The following is a 24,639-nucleotide window of genomic DNA, read 5'->3' as shown; positions in this document are numbered from 1 at the left end:
GGGCTGCGAAATGCCGGGCGGATCAGGAAGACAGTCCCTTTTCCCTGTCCGACCAGTGCGTCTTGATGTCCACGATGTCCTTTTCGGCGGCGCAGAACGCCTCGGCCAGCCTCGGCTCGAAATGACCGCCGCTGTCGCGGATGTATTCCAAGGCCCGCGCCACGGGCCACTCTTCCTTGTAGGGCCGCTTCATGGTCAGCGCGTCGAACACGTCGGCCACGGCCACGATCCTGGCCGCCTCGGGAATGGCCTCGCCCTCCAGATTCTCGGGATAGCCGCCGCCAGCCCACCGCTCGTGATGGTACAGGGCGATCGCCCCGGCCATATCGAAGAGGGGCGAGGTGGCCACGGACAGAATCTTGTGCCCGTATACCGTGTGCTTCTTCATGATGACCCACTCGCTCTCGTCCAGCTTGCCGGGCTTCTTGAGGATGCTGTCCGGAATGCCGATCTTGCCCGTGTCGTGCATGGGAGCCGCCAGAACGAGCATTTCCTGCATGTCCACGGACCAGCCTATCTCCTTGGCCAGTCGCTTGGCGTAATTCGCCATCCGCCAGATATGAACGCCCGTGTCGTCGTCGTTGTAGTGCCCGGCCAGACCGAGCATGTGGATGGCGTCCGTCTGGCCCCGGCGGATCTCGTGAACCTGCTCCTCCACCTGATTGCGGCACATGCGGTGCTGCTGAGCGAGATGCAGGTGGTTGGCCACCCGGACCCGGACCATGTCCGGCGAGATGGGTTTGGTAATGTAGTCGATGGCCCCGAGGGAGAGCCCCTTGGTCTCGTTGCCCACATCGTCCATGGCCGTCACGAATATGACCGGGATGTCCGCCGTGCGGGCATCGGCCTTGAGCCGCCTGCACACCTCGTAGCCGTCCATTTCGGGCATCATGATGTCGAGCAGGATGATGTCCGGGAGGTCCTCCAAGGCCGTTTCAAGGGCGGTCTCCCCGTCCAGGGCCACCAGTATCTCGTACTGGTCCTCCAGGGTCTCGACCAACACGTCGATGTTGGTCGAGATGTCGTCCACGATCAGAACGGTCGGCTTGTCGTTCAGAGGCTTGTCATCCAGGGGCATGTCTACTCCTTGAGCTTGTCGTCCATGCTTTCCACCAGCGAAAGCGCCGCCTTGAAATCGTATTTCCCGACGAGCATCCCGACTCGGGAGAACTCCTTTCGGAGGGACTCCGGCCACTGGAGCGCCTTCATCCTCTCCAACGCCTCGCGGCACAGTTTCGGCTTCCGAGTGCGCAAGGCCTGCCGCATCTCCTCAAGGGCCTCGATCAACATCTCGAAGGAGGCCGGAAGCGCGCCCTTGTCCGCCTCGTCCCCCGCGTCCGGGATCGCGGCGAGAGCCCGCACGGCCTCGCCAAAGACCTCGTCAAAGGCGTCCAACTCGGCGGTGAAATCCGTTCCCGCCGTGGCTGCCGCCTCCACGGCCCTGGCCGTCTCCTGAAGCCTTTCGGCCCCCAGGTTTCCGGCAACACCCTTGAGAGCGTGCGCCAGGTGCGACGCTTCCGGGAAGTCGCGGTTCGCCAGAGCCTGCCGAAGCTCGCCAGGGGTTCCGACATAATCATTACGCAATTCGAGCAGCAATTTCCTGTATAATTTCTCGTTGCCGCCGACCCGCGCCAGCCCTGCGTCGAGATCGAAGCCCGGCAGGCTCTCGGGCAGACCGGCCCCGCTTTCGTCCGAGCCAGCTTCGGGCAAGGCCTGTTCCGGCCCGCCCTTGCCGCGCACCCACCGGATGAGCGCGCCGTACAGCTTGTCCACGTCGATGGGTTTCGTCAGGTGCCCGTCCATTCCCGCCCTGAGGCTCTTCTCCTCGTCGCCGCTCATGGCGTGAGCGGTCATGGCCAGAATCGGCGTGCCGCTGTTCCGCGCGGACTCGCGAATGATACGGGTCGCCTCGAAGCCGTCCATCTCGGGCATCTGGATATCCATGAGGATGATGTCGAAATCCTCGCGCCCGGCCAGCTCCACAGCCTTTCCGCCGTTCTCCGCAACGGACACGAAAAGGCCCGCCTGCTCCAGTATCTCGGTGGCCACCTGCCGGTTGACGGAGTTGTCCTCCGCCAGCAGGACCCGCGCACCGCCGGCCTTTTCCCTTGCCTCGGCCAGCATTCCCCCGCCCCTTTTCGCGCGCGACTCCACCTGGAAGGATTCGCCGAACACTTCCATGATGGTGTTGAACAGCACGGACTGGCTGACCGGCTTGAGCAGGATGCCTTCCAGGCCGAGATTGTCCGCCTGCTGCATGACCTCCTCCCGTCCGTAGGCCGTAATCATGATGATCGTGGGCGTGTCCTTGAGATGCCGGTTCTCCTTGATCCGCCGGGACGCCTCGATGCCGTCCATGCCGGGCATCCGCCAATCCATGAGCACCAGCCTGTAGGGCGGTTCGGCCGCCTCCAGCCGATCCAGGGCCTCGGCCGCGCCGGACACGGTGTCCACCTTGAAGTCGAAGGACCTGAGAATGCCCGACAGAATCTCCCGAGAGGTCAGGTTGTCGTCGACCACCAGAATCTTCATGCCCTTGAGGGAATCCCTGACCTTGAACCGCCTGAGCGGCTTGTCGAGCAGGCCGAAGCGCACCGTGAACCGGAACGTCGATCCCACGCCCTTTTCCGACGTCACCCCGATCTCGCCCCCCATCATGGCCACGAGCTGCTTCGAGATGGTCAGACCGAGCCCGGTGCCGCCGAACTTGCGAGTGGTCGAGACATCGGCCTGGGTAAACGCCGTGAACAGCTTCTCCATCTGCGGGCCGGTCATGCCCATGCCGGTATCCCGGACCTCGAAACTGAGCAGGACATCGTCATCGGACGATTCCACTTCCTCCACACTGATGTGGATTTCCCCGCTCTCCGTGAACTTGACGGCGTTGCCCGCCAGGTTGGTGAGAATCTGGCCGAGGCGGAGGGGATCGCCCACCAGGTTCTCGTGCACGCCCGGAGCCACGGAGACCAACAGCTCCAGTCCCTTTTCCTGGGCCGGGACGCCGACCAGATTCACCAGGCTGTCGAGCACCTCCTCCAGATGGAATCCGGTTTTCTCGACCTCCAGTCTGCCCGCCTCAATCTTGGAAAAATCCAGGATATCGTTGATGATCCGCAAAAGCGCCTTGGCCGAGGAATCGATCTTGCCTAAATAATCCACCTGCTTGGGCGACAGCTCCGTCTGCATGGCGAGGTGGCTCATACCCAGGATGGCGTTCATGGGCGTGCGGATTTCGTGGGACATGTTGGCCAGGAAGTCGGACTTGGCCCGGGTGGCCTCCTCGGCGAGATTCTTGGCTTCGACGAGCTCCCGCTCCATCCTGCGGCGGCCGGTGATGTCCGTGGCGAGGACCACCAGCTTGTCCACCTCGCCGGTCTCGTCCTGCAACGGAACCTTGGTGGTCAGATAGGTGTGAACCGTGCCGTCCGGGTGCGGCACCTCCTCCTCGCAAACGCGCATCCGTCCGCTCTCCAGGACCTCCCGGTCCACGGCCATGAGCGGACCGGCCGCTTCGGGGGGCAGGCTCTCGGCGTCGGTCTTGCCCAGCACCGCCTCCACCGGGACGCCGACGGCCTCCTCGAAGAATTCGTTGACCATCAGATACCGGCCCTCCCGGTCCTTGAGGGCGACCATGCTCGGCAGGTTGTCGATAATGGCCCTAAGCTGACGCTGCTTCTCGCGGAGCGCCTCTTCAGCCTGCCTGCGCGCCGTGATGTCCTGGAAGACCAGGACCGCCCCGATGGTCATGCCGCCCCGCCGCATGGGCACGGCGGTGTACTCCGCGGCGAACCCGGTGCCGTCCTTGCGCCACAGGCATTCGTCGGCCACCCGGCAATTGCGTCCCTGGGAATAGGCTTCCCGCACGGGACAGAGTTCCGCCGGGTACGGGCTGCCGTCAGGGCGCGAATGATGGATCGTCCGGTGCAGGTCGGCCCCCATGAGCTCGTCCTGCCCGTATCCGAGCAGCTTGAGCCCGGTCGGGTTCACGAAGATGATCCGGCCCTCGGCGTCCACTCCCATGACGCCCTCTCCCACGCTTTCGAGAATGAGCCGGCTGTCCTCCTGGGCCTCGGCGAGCGCCTGCTCGGCGAGCTTTCGGTCGGTGACGTCCTGCTTCACGGCCAGGAAGCTGGCGATGTTTCCATCCTCGTCCTTGAGCGGGGAAATGGTGGCGTTCTCCCAATGCAATTCGCCGTTTTTCTTCCGGTTGACGATCTCGCCGGTCCATATCTCGCCGCGAGTGATGGTCTCCCACATCTTGCCGTAGAATTCGGCGTCGTGCCCGCCGGATTTCAAAATGCGAGGGTTGCGGCCGATCACTTCCTCGGCGGCGTAGCCGGTAAGCCGGGTGAAATAAGGATTCACGTATTCGATTTTGCCGGAGGTGTCGGTAATGAGGATGGACACCGGGCTCTGCTCCACGGCGTTGTAGAGCCGGGTCAACTGCCTTTCGGCCTCCTTGCGCCGGGTCAGGTCCCGGATGGTGCCCACCGCATACCAGCCGTCGTCCAGGCGGAAGGACGACACCGCCAGCTCGGCCGGGAATTCCGTGCCGTCCCCCCGGATAGCGACTATTTCCCGGAGGCTGCCCACAACCGCCCCCTGTCCGGTCTCGCGGAAACCGGCCAACCCTTCCCGGGCGGCCTCGCGGCTCCATTCGGGGCCGACGAGATCATGCAGATCGCCGCCCAGGGCCTCTTCGGCCGTGATGCCGAACATCTGCTCCGCCGCCAAGTTCCAGTATTTGACCTCGGCCTGGCCGTTTATCATGACCATGGCGTCGTGCACCGCCCCGCTCATGGCCTGCAGCTTGCGCTCAGCCGCTGTGCGCTCGGCCACCTCGCGGGCCAGCCTGCGGTTCCAGGCCAGGACGGCCCACAGGACGGCTCCGCCCACGGCCGCCACGCCGAGCACGATGAGCCATACCCGCAGCCAGTCCACCTGGGTCTCCACGTGCACATTCACCCAGCGGTCGAAGAAACTGCGCCGCTCGGCTTCGGGGATGGTCTTCAACGCCTCGTTCAAAATGCTCACCAGCTCCGGCCAGTCCTTGCGCACGCCGAAAGCGAGGTTCAGCTCGTACTCGGTGGTCGCGGCGACGATGAGCCCCTTCATGTCGTTGAGCTTGATGGCGTAGGTGATGGCTCCCATATCGTCCATCATGGCGTCCGCGTCGCCCTCCCGCACGGCCCCCAACGCCTCCTTCAGGGTTTCCCGGGGCAGAACCGATATCTTTGGATGTCCCGTCCGAAGATACTCCTCCGTCACCCGGCCTCGGACCACGGCCACGCGCTTGCCGCGCAGATCGTCCAGGCTGCGGATGAACAAGGCCTCATCCCTGGTCACGAGCACGACCGGGACCTGAAGAAAAGGCTTGGTAAAACGCAGATACCGCTGCCGCTCAGGAGTGGGCGTCACTCCCGCCACGACGTCGAGCTGCCCCTTGGCGGCCATGTCCATGGCCGTTTGCCAGCTAATGCCGGTGGCGGCGGTCATCGAAACGCCCAACTTCCCGGACAGGGCCGAAACGTATTCGGCAAGGACTCCTTCAAACCGTTCGCCCGCGACGTCGGAGTAAGGCATCCAGCCGGGTTCCACGCCAACCCTGATGTCGCCGTGGCTTTCCAGCCACTTGGCCTGCTCCGCGGTCGGAACGAACTTGCGAAAGTTCGCGTCCGCTCCGGTCCACCGCCTCTGGATAAGCAGCCAGTCGGCCGGGGTCATCGAATCCAGTGCCTTGTCGAGAATGGAAACCAGAAGCGGCTCGTCCTTGCGGAGGCCGATGGAGAGAATCGATCCGGGTTTCCTGAGCTTGCCCTGAACCTGTAGATTCGTCAGCAGTTCCTTGGCGATCAGGTAGGTGGCGACCGCCCTGTTTCCCGCATAGGCGTCCGCCCTGCCTGTTGAAACGGCGGCAAGGCACGCGCTGGTGTCTTCGAGCTCCAGAATCTTCACCCGGGGATGACGCTCGCGGAAATAGGCCACATTGCCGAACCCTTTTTCCAACGCCAGCACATTCCCGTCGAGCAAGGACTCGTCATAAAAATAGTCGTCCCCGGCCCGGCCGATGATGACGTGCGGAATATTGAGATACGGTTCCGTGAAGTTGAGGTAGACCGCCCGCTCCGGCTTGGGCGTCACATCCATGAGGCCGTCCAGCCGTCCTTCCCGCACCGCGTTCAGATTGTCGCCGAACGCGCCGCCCTGAAGCTTCACATCCAACCCGACGCGCTCGGCCAGCAAGCGGATGACGTCCACCCCTATACCGGCGGGACGACCTTCGTTGTCCACGAAATTCAACGGCGGCCAGGCGGCCATGACCGCGATGTCTATTTCGGGATGGGCCGCGATCCACGCCTCTTCCTCGGTCGTCAGTTCCACGCGGGCCTGGCCGCTCCCGGCCCCGGCCTCCCGCCGTCCCCGATTCTGGATTTCCAGCGCCACGTCGCGCGGAATGGCCGCGAGCGCCTTGTCCAGGATGGTGGCCAGCTCGGGCAGATTCTTGCTCACGCCAATGGCCAGCCCCTGCGGCGCGTCGGCCAGGGGAAAGGCCACTTCCACGTTGCCCAGATTGTACTGGTCGACGATCCATGTAGCCGTGGAAAGGTTGTCCACCACCACGTCGATCTCGCCCGCGCTCAGGGCGAGAAAGGCTTCCTGGGCCGATGGATAGAGAATGGGGTAGCTGTCCTTCATGGAGCTGACCCAAATGTGATTCAGCGAGGAGTCCTGGACGCCCACGAGGAGATTGCCCATCTCCTCCTCGGAAGCGGGACGCTTGCCTCCCTTGCGGGAAAAAACCACCTGCGGAGCGGTCAGATACGGCCGGGTGAAAAGGAAAAACTGCCGCCGCTCCTCGCTGACGCCCACGCAGGCGAGCCCGTCCAGGTCCCCGGCCTTGGCCTTGCGCACCGTATCCCGCCATTCGCCGCCCGACTCGACCTGAAATTTCACGCCAAGCATCTTCCCGAGAAGTTCCAGATACTCCATGACGATACCGCGATAATTGCCGTCGGCGTCCAAATACTCGAACGGAGCGAACCCGGGATCGCCGCCGAGGCGGACGACCGGATGCGCGTCGAGCCATTGCCGCTCAAGAGCGGTGAGTTGGGGAGACGCCGGAACAGCGTCATCGGACAAAGCCCTTCCCGGTGAAACGAGAAGAGAGAGCAGACAGCAGACAATGCAGAGCAATCGGCTAAGCGGCATGGTCCCCCTGGCGATAGGGTTCATGGACACCCGGCAAGGAGCCTGCCCAAAACAGGCGGCTCGCGCCGAACGGACGCATTGGCCCCGGCTCGCCAACGGCGAAAAGGTCGTCCGATCACCCGATCGACGAGCAACGTCCGGAACGATACATCGTATTGATTATATTGGATTGGAAAAGGAGAAAAGTCAAACCGCGAGTAGGGTCGAATCCCCCTCGAAACGAAAGCGGGAGCCCCGGACGGAGCCCCCGCGTCACGCGCCATGAATGCACGGCGGGACGGCGCGAACCGTCCCGCAAAAACAATTGCAACGCTCCGGCGTCCCGAGGACGCCGGGACGATTATCCCCGCACCTTCTCCAGGAAGGCGGTGGTGGAGTATCCCTCAAGCAGCGGCAGGCTGTGCACCTCGCCGCCCGCCTTGGCGACCACGTCCGCGCCGACGATCTGGTCCACGGGCCAGTCGCCGCCCTTGACCAGGACCTTCGGTCGGCACGCCTTGATGAGTTCCAGCGGAGTGGATTCGTGGAAGATGACGATGAAGTCCACGCAGTCCAGACCGGCGAGCACGAAGGCGCGCTCCTCGGCCGTGTTGAGCGGGCGGTCGTCGCCCTTGCCGAGCATCCTGACGGACTCGTCGGAGTTGAGCCCGAGGATCAGGGAGTCGCCCAGGGCGCGGGCGCGCCGAAGCAGGTCCACGTGACCGGGATGAAGCACGTCGAAGCACCCGTTGGTGAAGACGAGCCGATGGCCGGGAGCGAACTCCGCCTTCCGCTTGAGGAAGGTCCGGATGCTCATGAGCTTGGCATTTTCGGGCAGGGCCATGTTATTCTCCTCCGGGACGGACGCCCTTGCGACGCAGGGGCACGTTCTTGGGCTTGAGCTTGGTCATATCCTGAAAGAGCACAAGCTCGAACCAGTCCATGGCGAAGGACAGGGCCACGTTCTCGTTTTCGAGAATGGCCTTCTGCCGCTTCTCGTCCACCTCCACGCGTTCGAAAAGCTGCATCTTCTGGATGAAGCCTTGGAATTCGTCGATCTTGTAGAAGGCAAGAATGGCCATCTGGCTGAGCTTGTCCGAAATGGGATGGCCGAGCTGACGGGTACGGGACAGGATGTTCATGTACCTGTCGTTGAAGGCGGTGTAGTCCTTGAAGCCCTGGTCCTGTTTCCAGGATTCGCCGGTCCATTCGTCCTTTTCGAGGAATCCCCTGCAATGGTCCTCGCGCACGATAAAGAACTGTTCCAGCACGCCGCCCTTGCCGTCGGGCCGGGTGGCCCGGCCAAGCGGATACATGCGACATGCGCCGGGCCGGTCCTCGTAAATGCGGCATCCCTCGGGAGTGACGAAGGCGCAGGAGCGTTTGGCGTTGTCCAGCATCTTGAACTTGAACACGGGGAAATTGGTGTCCGGCGCATGGTGCCCCACGGCGTGGACGCGCAGGAAGTCGAGGGACGACATGCCCAGCGCGGCCCGCATACGCAGGATGTCATAGGGGGTCAGAACCATGTCCAGGTCCGAGCAGCACGCGTTGAAGCACTCGATGCCCGGGTAGCACTTGAAACAGTATGTCTTGCCCTCTTCCAGTTCAGGAAGAGAGTCCAGAAATTCCTTGGTCTCGTCGCTTTCCATGTTGTTCTCCGGGGATGTTCCCATTTTCGTCCGCCGAGCGGCGGCGGGCGTGAGTCCTCCTAGCACTTGAGGGGAGGAAACGCAAAGGAAGGGCGGGCTTCCGCTACATGGTGGAGGCCGTCCTTCCTTTGCATTTTTGGGGGGGGGAGGGGTAGCGCGGTTGGGGTTGCCGCGCTTCGCGTTCGACGGTGCGCGTCATCCTTACGCTTTATTTCGCCTTTACGGCGACTTCTTTTTTTGCTGGCGCAGAAAAAAGGAAGCAAAAACTGCGCTTTTTGGCCCTGCGTACTCCCGAAAGCAGTGGCCAAGAGCCTGTAACGGCTTTCGAATGATCTTCCGCGCAAGCGAGGTTTTCTGCCTTCTGGCGCGAGAAGGCTTATTTGAGGTTCTTCGTTCTCGGAAAGAGCTTCCATAAACGAGACGAAAACCCTCGCAAAGGCGAGTATGATGTAGCGCGAGAATATTAGCGCGCTTCGCGTTCGACGGTGCGCGTCTTCATCACGTATTATTTCGCCTTTACGGCGACTTCCTTTTTTGCTGGCGCAGAAAAAAGGAAGCAAAAACTGCGCTTTTTGGCCCTGCGCACTCCCGAAAGCAGTGGCCAAGAGCCTGTAGCGGCTTTCGCTGCCCGACAGGATGTCTGCCTTTGGCAGACGCAGTCGGCCTACGCTTCGCCGCTTCAGACAGGCTCTAGGCCCCGGCTTTCGAACGTCTCCCGCGCAAGCGAGGTTCTGCCTTCTGGCGCGAGAAGGCTTATTTGAGGTTCTTCGTTCTCGGAAAGAGCTTCCATAAACGAGACGAAAACCCTCCCAAAGGCAAGGTGATGTAGCGCGTGGATATTAGCGCGCTTCGCGTTCGACGGCGCGCGTCATCCTTACGTTTTATTTCGCCTTTACGGCGACTTCCTTTTTTGCTGGCGCAGAAAAAAGGAAGCAAAAACTGCGCTTTTCGGCCCTGCGTACTCCCGAAAGCAGTGGCCAAGAGCCTGTAGCGGCTTTCGCTGCCCGACAGGATGTCTGCCTTTGGCAGACGCAGTCGGCCTACGCTTCGCCGCTTCAGACAGGCTCTAGGCCCCGGCTTTCGAACGTCTCCTGCGCAAGCGAGGCCATGTCTTCCAACGCGGGAAGGGCCTATTTCAGGCTCTTCGTTCTCCTAAAAACACCCAAAGGCGACCGCCCCCCTTAAAGGTCCTACTAGCACTAGCCCTGGATCAGCGGCCTAGAAGCCGACCGCGAAGAGGCGGCGGCTCCTGTGACGATCAAGAAAGTGCTATCGATAGTGGGGAGCGGGCCACCAGAGAAGGACTTATACTTTTGATCGGGTGGAGCCGACCCGAGCGGATCGGATTCTTGCCGAAGATCCTGCGGGCGGCCGGGCTGGCGAAAGGCCCTTTTTTGGTTCTTTTTTGGGCAAGCAAAAAAGATCCGCCGCCCGCGCAGGGCATGGAAGCTGGGGAGGCAAAGCCGACCCCACTGGCTCTCGCGCCAAAGGCGCGCCTGCCTTATCAAGCTGGCGCACCATCCCGCAAAAAATCCCCTCAAACCCACCCCCATTCCGCAACAAACATTGCAAAAAAAGGGAAGGCGGCCGCTTAGCGCCCTTCCCCTTGCCGCCACGCTCTGATAGGTAGGGAACGCAAGGAGAAGACATGGAAAAGTTGAAACTGGTCCAGATGGTCAAAGCCGCGGGCTGAGCGGCGAAGATCACTCCGGGGGACCTGGAGACAGCACTTTCGGGCCTCAAGGTCCGACCTGACGACCGCGTACTCGCCGGTGGCCCCGGCGACAACGAGGACGCTGCCATATTGTCTTTTCCCCCGGGCAAGGCCCTGGTCCAGACCGTGGATTTCTTCACTCCCGTGGTCAACGATCCCTACAAGTTCGGCCGCATCGCGGCGGCCAACGCCCTGTCCGACGTCTACGCCATGGGCGGCGAACCGTGGGCGACCATGAACATCGTCTGCTTCCCGGCTGACAAACTGCCCATGTCCGTGCTGGCCGAAGTCCTGCGCGGGGGCAACGACGCCGTCGAGGAAGCGGGCGCGGTGCCCAGCGGCGGGCACAGCGTGGACGACCCCGAGATCAAGTACGGCCTGGCCGTATCCGGGGCCGTGGACCCCGGCCGTTTCGCCTCCAACCGGGGCGTCAGGCCCGACGACGTGCTGATCCTGACCAAACCCGTCGGAACAGGGGTGCTGGCCACGGCGGTCAAGGGCGAGATGCCCGGCTGTGAGGAAATGGAGGACCTGCTCTTCCAAACCTGCGGCAAGCTGAACAAGACCGGCGGCATGATTATCCGCAAGCTCGGCCTGACGGGAGCCACGGACATCACCGGGTTCGGCCTGGGCGGCCACATGATCGAGCTGGCCGAAGCGAGCGGCGTGACGCTGGAACTGCGCATGAAAGACGTGCCGCTGCTGCCCGGCGCACTGGACATGGCGTCCATGGGCCTTTTGCCCGCCGGGTCCATCTGCAACCGCAGGCACTACCTGCCGAAGGTCAACGCCGACGACGGCCTCGACCCCATCCATTTCGATCTCATGTTCGACGCCCAAACCTCGGGTGGCCTCCTGCTGGCCGTGCCGCCAAAGCTCGTGGATCGAGCACTGTCCATGCTCGAAGCCGCCGGAGAAACCGGAGCCGTTGTGGGCCGCGCGCTAGCCGCGCTTCCGGGAGCCCATCCCCTTTCCGTGATCTAGGATTCGGTCCGGCCCAGGACCCGCTCGATTTCCAGTTTCAGGCCGTCAATTTCGAAGGGCTTGGCCACGTAGCCGTTCATGCCCGCTTCGATGAAACGGTCCCGGTCTCCCTGCATGGCGTGCGCGGTCAGGGCGATAACCGGGATATCCAACCCCAACTCGTTGCGAATGACCTGTGTGGTGGCCACCCCGTCCAGGCCGGGCATCTGTATGTCCGTAAGGAAAAGGTCGAAAGACCGCCCTCTCAGAATTTTGAGGGCCTCCTCGCCGCTTCCCACGCACTCGACCCGATGACCGAGCTTTTCCAGAATGCGCTGAATGACCACGCGGTTGACCCGCTCGTCCTCGGCGACCAGAATGGACAGTCCGTCCTCGGCGGATGTCCGGCATTCGGAATCGCCCGCGCCGAACATCGGCTCCACGCTTCGGCTGTCGATGGTGAAGTAGACTGTGGTTCCCACTTCCTCCTCGGTGTCCACGCTGATATACCCGCCCATAAGATGGACCAGCCGCCGGACGATGCCGAGTCCCAGGCCCGTCCCCTGATACTTGCGGGTCGAGGATCCGTCCACCTGGGTGAACGGATCGAACACGGTGCTCACCTTGTCGGCCGGAATGCCGATGCCCGTGTCCGAGACTTCGAAAAGCAGCCGGCCGGTCTCGGTGTCCGCGACCGGCTGAAGCGGATAGGCGCGGACCTCGATGGACCCGGCCGGGGTGAACTTGACCGCATTGCCCACCAGATTGAAGAGAATCTGGCGTAGCCGCCCCTTGTCGGCCATGAAATGCCGGGGCAACGTCTCGTCGATCTCCCATGTCATGGACACGCCGCGCTCCTCCACCTCGTGGCGGAAGGTGGAGACCACCTGATCCAGCACCTCCCCCAGTTCGAAGGGGGCCGGCTCCAACTCCAGCTTGCCCGACTCCACCTTGGAAAGATCGAGGATGTCGTTGAGCACCTGGAGCAGACTGCGCCCGGAGTTGAGGGCCGTTTCCAGATAATCGCGTTGCAGGGGTTCGAGGCTGCTGAGCTGCATGAGCTGCAACATGCCGAGCAACCCATGAAGGGGCGTGCGGATCTCGTGGCTCATGTTCGCCAGGAACTCGTTCTTGGCCAGGCTGGCCGCCTCGGCCTTGGCCATGGCTTCCTTCAGTTCGGAGGCCATGGTCTTGAGCTCGGTGATGTCCGCGGCCATGTGCATGTGCACGAGCCTGCCCTCAAGCCAGCGGATGGCCCGGTCATGGTTGAGGTTCCAGCACTTCTGCCGTTCGTAGTACCGCTCCGTGACCAGAGTACCCACTGGCACACCGTTTTCGTCCACCAGTCTGGGCTTGGGGCAGTGAGGACAACGGCTGTCCAAATTCCGAACGAGCTTGTGGCAAAGCATTCCGTTCTTGATGGGACCGTAATGCCTGCCCATCCTCGCGTTCATGAACAATATCTCGTCGGTCGCGAAGTCGGTCACGTACACGTCCGCGCTGATCCCGTCCAGAATGGTCAACAGCCGCTCATGGGCCCGCTTGACCTCGGTGATGTCCGCGATCATGGCGAACACCCCGAGCAGTCTGCCGTCCTCGGCCATGAGCGGCGTGGACGAGACCATGCCCCAAACCTCGGCCCCGTCCCGCCGCAGGAAACGCCGCTCATATCGCTCGCGCTTGCCCGACAGGCGCAGCTTCAAACGCTTTTCGCTGTCCTCCAGCTCGGCCGGGGCCACGAAATCAAGGAGGTTCCGGCCGATGAGATTCTCCACCTTGCAGCCCAAAAAGTCGGCCACGATCTTGTTGGCGTAAGTGACCATCTGGTTCGCGTCCAGACCGAGGATGCCCTCGTTGGCCGTTTCCACGATGAGCCTGTACTGCTCCTGGGTCTTCTTGCGCGCCTCCTCGGCGAACCGCGCCTCGGTCACGTCCCGGCCGTACACGGCGATGGCCGTGATCTCGCCGCCGTCCATCACGGGATAAATAACCCCGTCGAGAATCTTGCCGGACCAGACCACCTGCTCGGTCAACGGCTTGCGCGTCTCCACTACCTGTTGAAAAAAACGGCGGATAAGGGGTTGGAGGATCTGGGGGATGAAGTCGAAGACGCTCTGCCCGGCAGCCTTGCCGGACAGGCCGAAAAACCTGGCCATGTTCTTGTTCATGGCCAGGACCGTGCCGTCCACCTGGAACAGCCCCACCGAATCCTCGGTGGCGTTTATCATGGCCTGGAGGAAATGCTCGCTGGTGCGAAGCCGCTCCTCGATCCGCTTGCGCTCGGTAATGTCCCGCGTAATGCCGATGTAGCCTTCGGGAATGCCGTCCGGCCTCAAAAGCCTCCGGGACATGGACTCGCCCCAGATTCTGACGCCGTCCTTCTTCAGGAAGCGCAATTCGAGCCGAATGGTCGGCGACGAGCCGGGAAGGCGCTGCATGGCTTCGTCGGCTTCCTCCCAGAGCGCCCAACTCTTGTCCAGAGACTCGGAGCATACGGCCTCCTCGGCCCGCATCCCGATCATCTCGTCGGGCTTGTATCCCCGAATACGCTCCACGGACGGGCTGACATAGGTGTACCGGCCCTCGTTGTCCATGGTCCAGATGATGTCGGCGGCATTTTCCGCCAGGAAACGATACATCTCCAGGCTCTCGTTGCTCACGCCCCCGGCCGGACGGAGGTCGGTGATATCGCGGAAAAGTCCCCACAGGGCCACGGCCTTTCCGGACCGATCGCGCTGCGGCCGGCAACTGACCCGGACCAGCAGCTTCCTGCCGTCGCGGGAGATCAGCCCCTTCTCGAACTCCCGGGACTCGCCGTCGGACTCAAGCATACCGAGGATCATCTCCTCCTCGCCCGCCCGTTCGTTCTCAGGGGTGAAATCGAGCACGGTCCGACCTATCACTTCGCTCCGATCATAGCCTATCAGGGAGCAGAAAGCGGCATTGGCCTCGTGGATAACGCCGCAGAGATCGGTGCCGACCACGCCGTCGCCCAAGGCGCCGCACAACCCCACAAAGCATGCGGAATCGACGAACGGCTCATCCCGCGCGCCGGGATAAGACGAATCCTTGGAGGGCTCGGCGGCCCATTCGCTCGTTTCAGGATCGATCATAGGCTCGTTCCATTTGACAGTATTTAGCATTTACCGGAAACCACCGCTTTTTTCCACTTGAAACAACGTATTTCTTCCAATCCTGGTTGAACGCGCGGGAAATGAACGGTACGTTTCAAGAGCCCTTCTCTTCGCAGCGGGGCTCCCGAGAACCTCAACCCGCGAGGAACGCCATGCAATCAGACCGCTTCATCCTGCTCGAAGACGAATTCGGCGCACACAACTACAAACCGCTCGACGTGGTCCTCGAACGCGGACGGGGCATTTGGGTATGGGACGTGGACGGAAAAAAGTACATGGACTGCCTGTCCGCCTATTCCGCCGTGAACCAGGGGCACTGCCACCCGAAAATCATGCAGGCCCTGACGGACCAGGCCGAGAGGCTCACCCTGACGTCACGCGCCTTCCGCAACGACCAGCTCGGCCCGTTCTACAAAGAGCTTTGCGACCTGACCAGATCCCACAAGGTTCTGCCCATGAACTCCGGGGCCGAAGCGGTGGAGACCGCCATCAAGGCCGTCCGCAAATGGGGCTACCAGGTCAAGGGCGTGCCCGAAAACAAGGCCGAAATCATCGTCTGCCGCAACAACTTCCACGGCCGGACCATCTCGATCATCTCCTTCTCCACCGATCCGGTGTCCACAACCGGCTTCGGCCCGTTCACGCCGGGCTTCAAGATCATCGACTTCGGCGACGCCGAAGCCCTCGAAAAGGCGATCACCCCAAATACCGTGGCTTTTCTCGTGGAGCCCATCCAGGGAGAAGCCGGGGTCGTCATTCCGCCGGACGGCTATCTCGGGGATGTGCGGCGCATATGCAGCGAAACGGGCGTCGTGCTCATCCTGGACGAGATCCAGACCGGGCTGGGCCGAACCGGCAAGCTTTTGGCCGAGGAGCACGAAGGGATCGAGGCCGACCTGACGCTTATCGGCAAGGCTCTGTCCGGCGGATTCTACCCGGTCTCGGCAGTCCTCTCCAATACCGAGGTTCTCGGGGTGCTCAAGCCGGGCGAGCACGGGTCCACCTTCGGCGGCAATCCCCTGGCATGCGCCGTGGCCCGGGCGGCCCTCAGGACGCTCACCGAAGAGGGGCTCATCGATAACGCCCGCGTCATGGGCGAATACTTCATGGAAGGCCTCCGGCGAATCGACAATCCCAAGATCAAGGAAGTTCGAGGCCGGGGCCTGCTGATAGGAGTGGAATTCCATGCCGACGCGGGCGGCGCGCGCCGCTACTGCGAACGGCTCAAGGAAACCGGGCTCCTCTGCAAGGAGACCCACGAGACGATCATCCGCTTCGCCCCGCCCCTGGTCATCGCCAAGGAGGACATCGACTGGGCGCTGGAACGGATCGCGCCCGTGCTGTCCGAATAGCGCGGCCCCTGGCCGCTCCCCCGAAAAAATCCGGACCGGGAACCGGGCGGCCGACGGCCGCCGGGAACCGGTCCGGCTTCATGCGGGCACAAGCCCCGCGCGGGCGGTCCGGGCCGCCCTAATCCAGTCCCATGCCCGGATGGTGAACCGGGTCCTCCATGCTCTCCACGTGACAGACGGTGCAGGTTCCGCCCGCGCCGAGCGCCTGAGCCTCGCCCATGTACTGCATGGGCTGCATGTTGTCGCGCGGCGAAGCCGGATAAACGGCATGGGGCGAACCGTGGCACGCGCCGCAGTTCATGGCGTCCATGTCGTCGCGCCGGGCGGCGAAGAGTCCGTCCGCGTCCTCGGTCCAGACGTTGAAGGCCGAATCGGTCTCGGGCGGCGCGAAGTCCACATGACAGGTCAGGCAGTCGGGCTGGTTGACCCAGGGACGGCGCGGCTTGATGGCCTCGCTGTTGGTCATGGTCCGCGGCGTGATCCGGGCCAGAAGACGGTCCGCGCCGGGGACGCCCCGTTCCTGTTCCGCCCTGAGCAGGGAAACGGCCAGGTCCTCGATCTCGCCGTGGCAGTCGGTACAGGTGAAACCGAGCAGCTCGTGCTGGCCCCGCAGGGTGGACTGGGGATGGCACTTGAGGCAGGAGCCTTCGGCCTCGCGCCCGGCCATGTAGACGGCGTGCACACCGTGTATGGCTGCGGACAGATTGGGCTTGTCGGCGTTGTTCTCCACTCCCTGGATGGAATCGTCGTGGCAGGAGACGCACTCCACCACGCCCTTGGTCTGCGCCAGCTTGGTGGAATTCATGCGGTCATGGGTGGCCAGAATGTTCTCCACCGTGGCGGAGGCCATGCCGGACCCGTCCTGCATCATTCCGCCGCTGTGGCAGTTGAAGCAGCCCATCTGGTCGGAGGTGGGCGCGGCGACCATGGTTGTGGCCAGAACCGCGCCGGAGCCGTCCTTCGCGGTCAGGGTGACCACGGGGAGCGGATTGTATTCGCCCTTGGCGTAAGGCGGGATGGACACCCTTGCCTCGAAACGGCCCGCGTCCGCGTCGGCCTCAAGCGTGCCGGTCAGGGCCGGGGAATCCTGGTCCGCCTCGATGGAATAGGTGATGGTCACGCCGTCCATGACCCGCTCGGGCGCGGGGTCGCGCAACACCAGTTGGGCGCGGATGACGTTGGACGGCGGCAACAGGGTCCACTTGTCGTTCTGCGAGAAGAAGCCCATGCCGCGCGCGCACCAACCCACCAGGACGTATTCCGAGGTATCGGGATCAAAGGGTGCGGACGGCGGCTCGGCCATCTCGGGCATCGCAACGGGTTCCTCTGGGGCGTGGCCGTTCAGGTCCTCGGCGATGTACCGGGCCAGGAGCATACGCTCCTCGGAATTGCCGATGAAAGGCGGCATGTATTTGTTGAGCTTGCCCATGCCGGTCAGGAAGGCGTCCATGCCGTCCACGTTATACTGGGCGGTGCGCGCCGTGATCTCGTTCATGGGGCCGTGAATCGAGTGACAGGCCGAACATTCGAGCTGGAAAAGGAACGCGCCCGCGATCTTGGCGTTCTCCTCGGTGATGCCGTCGGCCAGCTCGGGCGGAGCCCACTTGGCCGAGGCGATGGCCCCCTGCTGGTTGATTACCGGCACGCGGGCCTTGAGGATGGAGGAGGAATAGACCGTATCCCAGATGAGGTACGGCTTGCGCCCCGCCTCGCGGATGAACTCGAAGGAGCCGAACAGCCCCTGGCCGACCACCAGGACCACCAGGGCCAGGGCAAAAGACATGCGCCGGGGCGTCTTCACGGCCAGGAGCAGACCGCCGACCAGGGTGGCCGCGCCGAATATCCAGAAATACCGCATGAAGTCGGACACGCGGTTCGACTTGAACACGATCATCTCATACTGCTCGGGCGGCATGGCGGCCACGTACCACCAGCCGGACAGAAACACGGCCAGCACGCCGAACACGGTCCAGGCCGAGCAGACCCGGACGGTGCGCAGCCGGGTGGCCTCGTCCTTGATGCGGGTGGCCGTGACAAAGCCGAACAGCCCCGCGCACACGGCGGAGAAGAAGGAGCGGAAGACCAGCGAGGGCCAGAACGACGGGTTGAAGAAGCCGTCCCAGAAGCTCTTGGTCTCGATCCACCGGCCCGGGGTGAGCATGAAGCCGACGATCCCGTTGATGAGGAAGAGGGACAGCCAGCCGAACAGGAAATAGAGCCAGCCCACGGCCATATGGTCGCGGCGGTCCATGGAATCCCAGGCGTAATAGTAGATGATAAGAGCGACGATCTCGCCCAGGAAACAGACCCACTCGGCGGCCCATCCGAACACGAACTGATGGATGAGGGTGATGGTCGCCTCCGGCGCGAGCAGGGCCACGGTCAGCCAGATGGCCACGCCGGACACGCCGCCGAAGGCCATGGTCAGGAGCAGGAAGAAGCGGGTGTGCTTCTTGGCATACTGCAACAGATGAGGGTTATTGGACTTGTAGGCCGCCCGCTCGGTCAGGACCAGGAACAGGCCGCCGCCCACCGCGAAGTGGGCCACGTAGACATGCAGGGTGGCGATGACGGCGATCCAGAAGCCGCCGCCCAGAGTGGTCAGTTGCCAGATGGGATATTCCATGACTTACGCCCTCCCCTGCCGCGATTTGAAATAAAGCTTGAGCATGTAGGCGACGAGCCCCCCGCCCGCAACGACGAATCCGAGAAAGAGATAGAAGGAGCCGTACTGGTTGGTCACGGGCACGGTCTCGATCTTGAACCACGGCTCCAGGTACAGCGTCCGCACCCAGTGGCGGGCGCAGGCCATGAAAAACACGGTAATGACGGCCCAGGCCGCGGTGCGCCGGGGATCGGCCCGGAAGCCCGCCACGAGCATGACGCCCGCCGAGAGGACTCCGGCGGCCAGGGTCAGGGTGGCAGGGAGGGAACCGCCCATGAAGGCGAGAAGCACCCGGGTCGGCAGCGCGACCAGGAACCAGACGCCCACTGCCAGATTGACGATGGTCGCCCGGGTGAACCACCACATGCCGGTCTCGACGAACTCTTCGTTCCCCTTGTGCCGTCCGAGCAGGGCTGCGAACAGGCCGCCCACGGCCACGGTCCCGACCATCATGTGCAGAAAGCGGGGATAGATGGCCGGATCGCGCCAGTTCAGGAAGCCGCCGTGGCCGTCGAAATACGGCTGCCAGCCGTCGGGCCGTAGCATGAGGGTCATGTTGTTGGAGAACATGAAGGCCACGTAGAGCAGGCCGAGCACGGACGAGCCGAACAGGGCCAGGCGCAGGGTCTTGCCCATGGCCTCGTATTTGAACTTGTACAGGTAGAATCCGTAGTAGGAATAAAGCAGCACGAAGACCACGGCCAGCCACCAGCCGCCCATGAGCACGGAGCTGACGTAGTCGAAGTTGCCGTAGTTGACCTGGAGGAAGAGGAGCGGGGCCACGCCCAGGTTGATGGTCAGGGCGAGCAGCGGGGGCAGTTTCATGCCCACGGCGCGAATGAGGGAATCCCGGCCGCGCGCCGCCTGCGCCAGGCCGATGACGGCCGAGCCGAGCATGGCGTTCATGAACAGCACATGGGCCGTGAAGGTCACGATGAGCAAAACGTCGAACCAGGCCCAATGCACGGGTATGGGTTCGGCCAATGGTATGAGGGAAGCGGGATTCACGACGTCACTCCTTGTGAAGGGCTTATATGACTTCGCCGTTATAGGTGATTTCCCCAACGGACACAACTCAACCGATCTCTTCCCCGGTTCCGCGCCAAGATCGTCCGCCACATTATAATTGACCGCCGCATCGCCCTTGCTACGTTTTTTCCCATCATTACTCATTCTCGCAACCAAAGGAATACCAATGAAAATAGGCCCCAAGCTGACCTTGCTCGGAACCGCCCTCGTGGGCACGACAGTGGCGTGCATTCTCGGCATTCTCCTGTGGCAGAGTTCCAAGGTCTCGGAAACCCTTTCCACGCATTTCGACCTCCAGGCCCAGGCGCAGATGACCCTGGCCGTGGACGATGCCCGCAACCTGCTGGACACCCAGCACGCCACCCTGGTCAAGCAGCTCGAAAACGACATGCGCGTGGTTCTTGACCTGGAACGGCGCGGCGGCGGGCTCAACATCCTCCCCGAGACAGTGGAATGGAAGGCGGTCAACCAGATCAGCAAGACGACCTCGACCGTGTCCCTTCCCAAGCTCGCCCTCGGCTCCACCTGGCTGGGACAGAACAGCGCCCCGGGAGTTCCCACCCCCCTGGTGGACGGCATAATGAAACTGACCGGAACCACCTGCACCGTTTTCCAGACCATGAACGACAACGGCGACCTCCTGCGCGTGGCCACCAACATTCTCAAAACCGACGGCACGCGGGCAGTGGGGACCTATATCCCCGACTCCTCGCCGGTGGCCCGAGCCATCAAGTCCGGCGAGACGTTCCGGGGCACGGCCTTTGTGGTCAACGCCTGGTACCTCACGCAGTACCGGCCCATCCGCGACTACTCGGGCAAGGTCATCGGCTGCCTGTACGTCGGCATCCTCCAGGAGGGCGTGGAGCAACTGCGCCGCGCCTTCAAGGAAGTCCGACTCGGCGACACCGGCTTCCTGACCGTGTTCGCCGGGTCCGGGCCGTCCGCGGGCGTCATCAAGATGCACAAGGACAACAAGGCCGAAGGGACCGACATCCTGTCGCGGACCAACGCCTCGGGCGAGGCCGTGTACAGGGATCTGGCCGCAAAGGCCAAGCAGGCCAACGGCAAGGTGGTCACCATCGAGACCGGCCTGCCCTCTGACGGCGGACCGCGCACGGCCATCCTCAGCGCCGTGTACTTCGAGCCCTGGGACTGGGTCATCCTCGGCACCGGCTATCTCGACGAATTCATGGAAGGACAAAGGGCCACCGAAAGCGCGCTGGCGTCCACCAAATGGTGGACCGTGGGCATCGGCGTGGTCATGCTCCTTCTGGGCGTCCTCGCCTTCATTCTCTTCGCCCGAAAGATGAGCGCGGCCATCGGAAGCACCGTGACGGTCATGGCCGACATCAACGAGGGCAGCCTCGACGTGCCCAGGCTCGACGTGCGCAAGGGACGTATGCGCGACGAGATGGACGACCTCGGCGAAGCGGTCAACGCCATGGGCGAACGGCTGCGCGAAGTGGTCTCCCAGGTCCAGGCCGCCGCCGAGTCCGTGACCATGGGCAGCGCCGAGCTGACCAACACCTCCCAGGCCCTGGCCGAGGGCGCGTCCAGCCAGGCCAGCTCGGTCGAAGAGGTATCCGCCTCCATGGAGCAGATGACCGCCAACATCGAGCAGAACTCGGCCAACGCCCAGCAGACCGAGCGCATCGCCCGCCAGGCGGCCGACGACGCCAAGGAGGGCGGACGGTCCGTGACCCAGACCGTGACGGCCATGCGCCAGATCGCGGACAAGATAGCCATCATCGAAGACATCGCGCGCCAGACCAATCTCCTGGCGCTCAACGCGGCCATCGAAGCCGCCCGCGCGGGCGATCACGGCAGGGGATTCGCCGTGGTCGCCGCCGAGGTACGCAAGCTGGCGGAACGAAGCGGCGTGGCCGCCGCCGAGATAAGCGAGCTGTCGGCCAACTCCGTGGCCATCGCCGAACAGGCGGGGTCCATGCTCGACAAGATGGTCCCGGACATCACCCGCACCGCCGAACTCATCCGGGAAATCTCGGCCAGCTCCGACGAACAGAACGCGGGCGCGACGCAGATCAAGGACGCGGTCCTGGAGCTGGACCGGGTGGTCCAGCAAAACGCGGCCGAATCCGAACACGTGGCCGCCGCTTCACAAACCCTGTCGGGACACGCCATGCAGTTGCAGCGGATCATCGGTTACTTCCGCCTCAGCGATGCCGCCGGACAGCCGCTGGCCAGGGTCACGGTCAAGGCGGTCCGGCCCGAGGCCAAGCCCCTGCCCCGCCGCCCAGCGCCCGCTCCAGCGCCTGTCAGTCCCGCCCCCTCCAACGGCGGCGTTGACCTGAACATGGACGACGACAACGACTTCGAACGGTTCTAGCGGCCCGCACAGCCGCAGGCCCGCGCCCTCCCTCCCGGGCGCGGGCCTTGTTTTTTGCTCCAAAAAGGATAGAACAGCCCGCAGAGGAGACACCGACATGGGCAAAACGCTGCTGTTCGACGCGGGCAATACCAACACCAAGCTCTGTCTGGCCGACGACCAGGGACTGAACGAGAGCTACACCCTCCCCACCCGTCCGGCCAACACCGACGACGACTGGGGTCTCAAGATCGAATCCATCCTCCTGCGCGAGGGGGTCGTCCCCTCGGACATCGAGGCGTGCGTGATCTCCTCGGTGGTCCCGCCCCTGGACCCGCTCTTCCGCAAAATGGCCGCCCGCTTCCTGGATTGCGAATGCCTGTTCGCGGGCCGCGACCTCCCGCTCGACATCGACAACGAGTACGCCCACCCCGAACAGGTGGGGGCGGACGTCCTGGTGGGCTGCTACTCCGCGCGCATGACCTACGACGACAGGAACCTCATCATCGTGGACTTCGGCACGGCCACCACCTGCGCCTGTGTTCAGGATAACGCCTTCAAGGGCGGCCTCATCTGCCCCGGCCTGCTCTCCTCGGCCTCGGCCCTGGCCTCGGGCACGGCCAAACTCCCCAAAGTGGATCTCACGGTCAAGAGCGATGCCCTCTCCTGGGGCCAAAGCACTGCCGAATGCCTCAATCAGGGCTTCGTCTTCGGCTTCGCGTCCATGGTGGACGGCCTGGTCAAGAAACTCTCCGCCAAACTCGAAGACCCCTTTGTGGTCGCCACCGGCGGTCTGGCCCCGACCATCGCCCAGGTCTCCGAAACCATCAACGAGCTGCGCCCCGATCTCGTCATGGAAGGGCTGTGGATGGCCTACTACAACCGATAGGCCGCCCGGCTCCCGGCAGCGGAGCGGAACAGGCGTCCGAGGCCTGAACGAAACGCCCGTCGCCGAAAGCGAAAAGCCCGCTTGGCGCGCAACGGCGGACGATGCCGGGGAGCGGCCCTGTGCCGTTTCCGTGTCAGTCTTCACCCCCGCCGAAAAATAACTGCCCATTACCGCGCATCCGTAGTAAGGAATTGAGCATCGGGGGAAAATCCTCTAGACTCCGCCCGTTTTTCACTGTTTGCAACGTGTACAACCCTGATTTCAAGGAGATCGATATGAGCATCATCACCGGCGTCTGGGCGCGAGAGATTCTGGACTCGCGCGGCAACCCCACCGTGGAGTGCGAAGTGGTTCTGGAATCCGGCGACATCGGCCGGGCAGCCGTGCCTTCGGGCGCATCCACCGGGTCCCGCGAGGCCCTGGAACTGCGCGACAAGGAAGAACGCTACAACGGCAAGGGCGTGCTCCAGGCCGTTGAAAACGTGCGCGGCGAAATCGCCGGCGCGGTCATCGGCATGGACGCCGTGCGCCAGGTGACCCTGGACAACGCGCTCATCGACCTCGACGGCACCGAGAACAAGGACCGCCTGGGCGCCAACGCCATCCTCGGCGTGTCCATGGCCGCGGCCCGCGCCGCCGCCAGCTTCATGGGAATGCCGCTCTACCAGTACCTCGGCGGAACCAACGCCAAAGTGCTGCCCACGCCGATGATGAACATCATCAACGGCGGCGAGCACGCGCCCAACAACCTGGACATCCAGGAGTTCATGATTATGCCCGTGGGCGCGGAGACCTTTGCCGAAGCCCTGCGCATGGGCGCGGAAATCTTCCACAACCTGAAGTCCATCCTGGCCAAGGACAAGCACGTCACCTCCGTCGGCGACGAGGGCGGCTTCGCCCCGAACCTCGCTTCCCACGCCGAGGCGTTCCAGTACATCATGCGCGCCTGCGAGGCCGCCGGGTACGAACCCGGCCGCGACGTCGCCCTGGCCATCGACGCGGCCGCGTCCGAGTTCTACAAGGACGGCAAGTACGTCCTGGCAGGCGAGGACAAGATCCTGACCGCCGCCGAGCTTATCGACTTCTACGACGACCTCGCCTCCCGCTTCCCGCTCATCTCCATCGAGGATGGCCTGGCCGAAAGCGACTGGGACGGCTGGGAGGCCCTGACCGACAAGCTCGGCGACCGCCTCCAGCTTGTGGGCGACGACATCTTCGTCACCAACCCGGACATCCTTGCCGAAGGCATCGACCGGGGCATCTGCAACTCGATCCTCATCAAGCTCAACCAGATCGGCACGGTCTCCGAGACCCTGGACACCATCGAGCTGGCCAAGACCGCCGGTTACACCAACGTGGTTTCCCACCGCTCCGGCGAAACCGGCGACCACTTCATCGCCGACCTGGCCGTGGCCGTGAACGCGGGCCAGATCAAGACCGGCTCCCTGTGCCGCTCCGACAGGCTCGAAAAGTACAACCAGCTCCTGCGCATCGAGGAAGAACTCGACGAGGATGGCATCTACTACGGTCCCGTCCTGGCGAGCAGCTTCTTCGAAGAGTAGCCGTCTCCACGAATAAACGAGGGGAAGAGGGAAGCCTTTTCAACAAGGCGCTCCCTCTTCCCCTTTCTTGTGCTCCCATCTCCTCTCCCCTCCAGTTTTTTTGCCGCCGCTCCGATGGATAGCCGGGGCGTTTCCACATCCGGCCGGTCCCCGGCGGTCCCGGAA

At 63.4% G+C, this 24,639-nt stretch carries 13 protein-coding genes; 6 read left to right on the top strand and 7 right to left on the bottom strand.

Going from position 1 to position 24,639, the window contains the following annotated elements:
* Positions 1-22 precede the first annotated feature (22 nt).
* The 4 genes from LF599_RS00965 to LF599_RS00950 all read right to left on the bottom strand — a co-directional run bounded on the left by LF599_RS00965 (position 23) and on the right by LF599_RS00950 (position 8,840).
* Complete coding sequence (locus tag LF599_RS00965) at positions 23-1,078, bottom strand: response regulator (protein WP_279521941.1); 1,056 nt, start codon at positions 1,076-1,078, stop codon at positions 23-25.
* 2 nt (positions 1,079-1,080) lie between these two features.
* Entirely contained in the window at positions 1,081-7,140 is a 6,060-nt protein-coding gene (locus LF599_RS00960; RefSeq protein WP_279521940.1) for a PAS domain S-box protein, read from the bottom strand.
* Positions 7,141-7,549: 409 nt separating this feature from the next.
* Complete coding sequence (gene rfaE2, locus LF599_RS00955; RefSeq protein WP_279521939.1) at positions 7,550-8,032, bottom strand: D-glycero-beta-D-manno-heptose 1-phosphate adenylyltransferase; 483 nt, start codon at positions 8,030-8,032, stop codon at positions 7,550-7,552.
* Position 8,033: 1 nt separating this feature from the next.
* Positions 8,034-8,840, bottom strand: a complete 807-nt coding sequence (locus LF599_RS00950; RefSeq protein WP_269940821.1) for a YkgJ family cysteine cluster protein — start codon at positions 8,838-8,840, stop codon at positions 8,034-8,036.
* A 1,349-nt stretch (positions 8,841-10,189) separates the two neighbouring features.
* Between LF599_RS00950 and LF599_RS00945 the strand changes: the two genes are divergently transcribed.
* Both LF599_RS00945 and selD read left to right on the top strand, forming a co-directional pair.
* Positions 10,190-10,435, top strand: a complete 246-nt coding sequence (locus LF599_RS00945) for a hypothetical protein (RefSeq protein WP_279521938.1) — start codon at positions 10,190-10,192, stop codon at positions 10,433-10,435.
* A gap of 53 nt (positions 10,436-10,488) precedes the next feature.
* Complete coding sequence (gene selD, locus LF599_RS00940) at positions 10,489-11,538, top strand: selenide, water dikinase SelD (RefSeq protein WP_279521937.1); 1,050 nt, start codon at positions 10,489-10,491, stop codon at positions 11,536-11,538.
* Here the strand turns inward: selD and LF599_RS00935 are convergent.
* Positions 11,535-14,630, bottom strand: a complete 3,096-nt coding sequence (locus tag LF599_RS00935; RefSeq protein WP_279521936.1) for a PAS domain-containing hybrid sensor histidine kinase/response regulator — start codon at positions 14,628-14,630, stop codon at positions 11,535-11,537. The genes selD and LF599_RS00935 overlap by 4 nt on opposite strands.
* 173 nt (positions 14,631-14,803) lie before the next feature.
* On the opposite strand from LF599_RS00935, the gene rocD reads away from it, so the two are divergent.
* Complete coding sequence (gene rocD / locus LF599_RS00930; protein ID WP_279521935.1) at positions 14,804-16,003, top strand: ornithine--oxo-acid transaminase; 1,200 nt, start codon at positions 14,804-14,806, stop codon at positions 16,001-16,003.
* Positions 16,004-16,121: 118 nt separating this feature from the next.
* Here the strand turns inward: rocD and LF599_RS00925 are convergent, their stop codons facing one another.
* Positions 16,122-18,629 carry a multiheme c-type cytochrome gene (locus tag LF599_RS00925; protein ID WP_279521934.1) on the bottom strand — a complete coding sequence of 836 codons (2,508 nt, stop codon included), beginning with the start codon at positions 18,627-18,629 and terminating at the stop codon, positions 16,122-16,124.
* Positions 18,630-18,632: 3 nt separating this feature from the next.
* Complete coding sequence (locus tag LF599_RS00920) at positions 18,633-19,676, bottom strand: hypothetical protein (RefSeq protein ID WP_279521933.1); 1,044 nt, start codon at positions 19,674-19,676, stop codon at positions 18,633-18,635.
* A gap of 187 nt (positions 19,677-19,863) precedes the next feature.
* Between LF599_RS00920 and LF599_RS00915 the strand changes: the two genes are divergently transcribed.
* The 3 genes from LF599_RS00915 to eno all read left to right on the top strand — a co-directional run bounded on the left by LF599_RS00915 (position 19,864) and on the right by eno (position 24,474).
* Complete coding sequence (locus LF599_RS00915) at positions 19,864-22,044, top strand: methyl-accepting chemotaxis protein (protein ID WP_279521932.1); 2,181 nt, start codon at positions 19,864-19,866, stop codon at positions 22,042-22,044.
* A 97-nt stretch (positions 22,045-22,141) separates the two neighbouring features.
* Positions 22,142-22,912 carry a type III pantothenate kinase gene (locus LF599_RS00910; protein ID WP_279521931.1) on the top strand — a complete coding sequence of 257 codons (771 nt, stop codon included), beginning with the start codon at positions 22,142-22,144 and terminating at the stop codon, positions 22,910-22,912.
* Between the two features lie 275 nt (positions 22,913-23,187).
* A complete protein-coding gene (eno, locus tag LF599_RS00905; RefSeq protein WP_279521930.1) occupies positions 23,188-24,474 on the top strand; it encodes a phosphopyruvate hydratase in 1,287 nt (428 codons plus the stop codon).
* The last annotated feature ends 165 nt before the right edge of the window (positions 24,475-24,639 follow it).

Origin of the sequence: Pseudodesulfovibrio thermohalotolerans, assembly GCF_021353295.2 — a bacterium.
Lineage (GTDB): Bacteria > Desulfobacterota > Desulfovibrionia > Desulfovibrionales > Desulfovibrionaceae > Pseudodesulfovibrio > Pseudodesulfovibrio thermohalotolerans.
The sequence above is the reverse complement of the archived record's forward strand: the minus strand, read 5'-3'. Positions and strand labels throughout refer to the sequence as shown.

Bases quoted from the DNA above. Each gene is read 5' to 3' on its own strand.
- rfaE2 (WP_279521939.1), bottom strand. From the start codon at position 8,032: ATGGCCCTGCCCGAAAATGCCAAGCTCATGAGCATCCGGACCTTCCTC.
- rocD (WP_279521935.1), top strand. From the start codon at position 14,804: ATGCAATCAGACCGCTTCATCCTGCTCGAAGACGAATTCGGCGCACAC.
- LF599_RS00950 (WP_269940821.1), bottom strand. From the start codon at position 8,840: ATGGAAAGCGACGAGACCAAGGAATTTCTGGACTCTCTTCCTGAACTG.
- LF599_RS00925 (WP_279521934.1), bottom strand. From the start codon at position 18,629: ATGGAATATCCCATCTGGCAACTGACCACTCTGGGCGGCGGCTTCTGG.
- LF599_RS00915 (WP_279521932.1), top strand. From the start codon at position 19,864: ATGAAAATAGGCCCCAAGCTGACCTTGCTCGGAACCGCCCTCGTGGGC.
- LF599_RS00910 (WP_279521931.1), top strand. From the start codon at position 22,142: ATGGGCAAAACGCTGCTGTTCGACGCGGGCAATACCAACACCAAGCTC.
- eno (WP_279521930.1), top strand. From the start codon at position 23,188: ATGAGCATCATCACCGGCGTCTGGGCGCGAGAGATTCTGGACTCGCGC.
- LF599_RS00935 (WP_279521936.1), bottom strand. From the start codon at position 14,630: ATGATCGATCCTGAAACGAGCGAATGGGCCGCCGAGCCCTCCAAGGAT.
- LF599_RS00965 (WP_279521941.1), bottom strand. From the start codon at position 1,078: ATGCCCCTGGATGACAAGCCTCTGAACGACAAGCCGACCGTTCTGATC.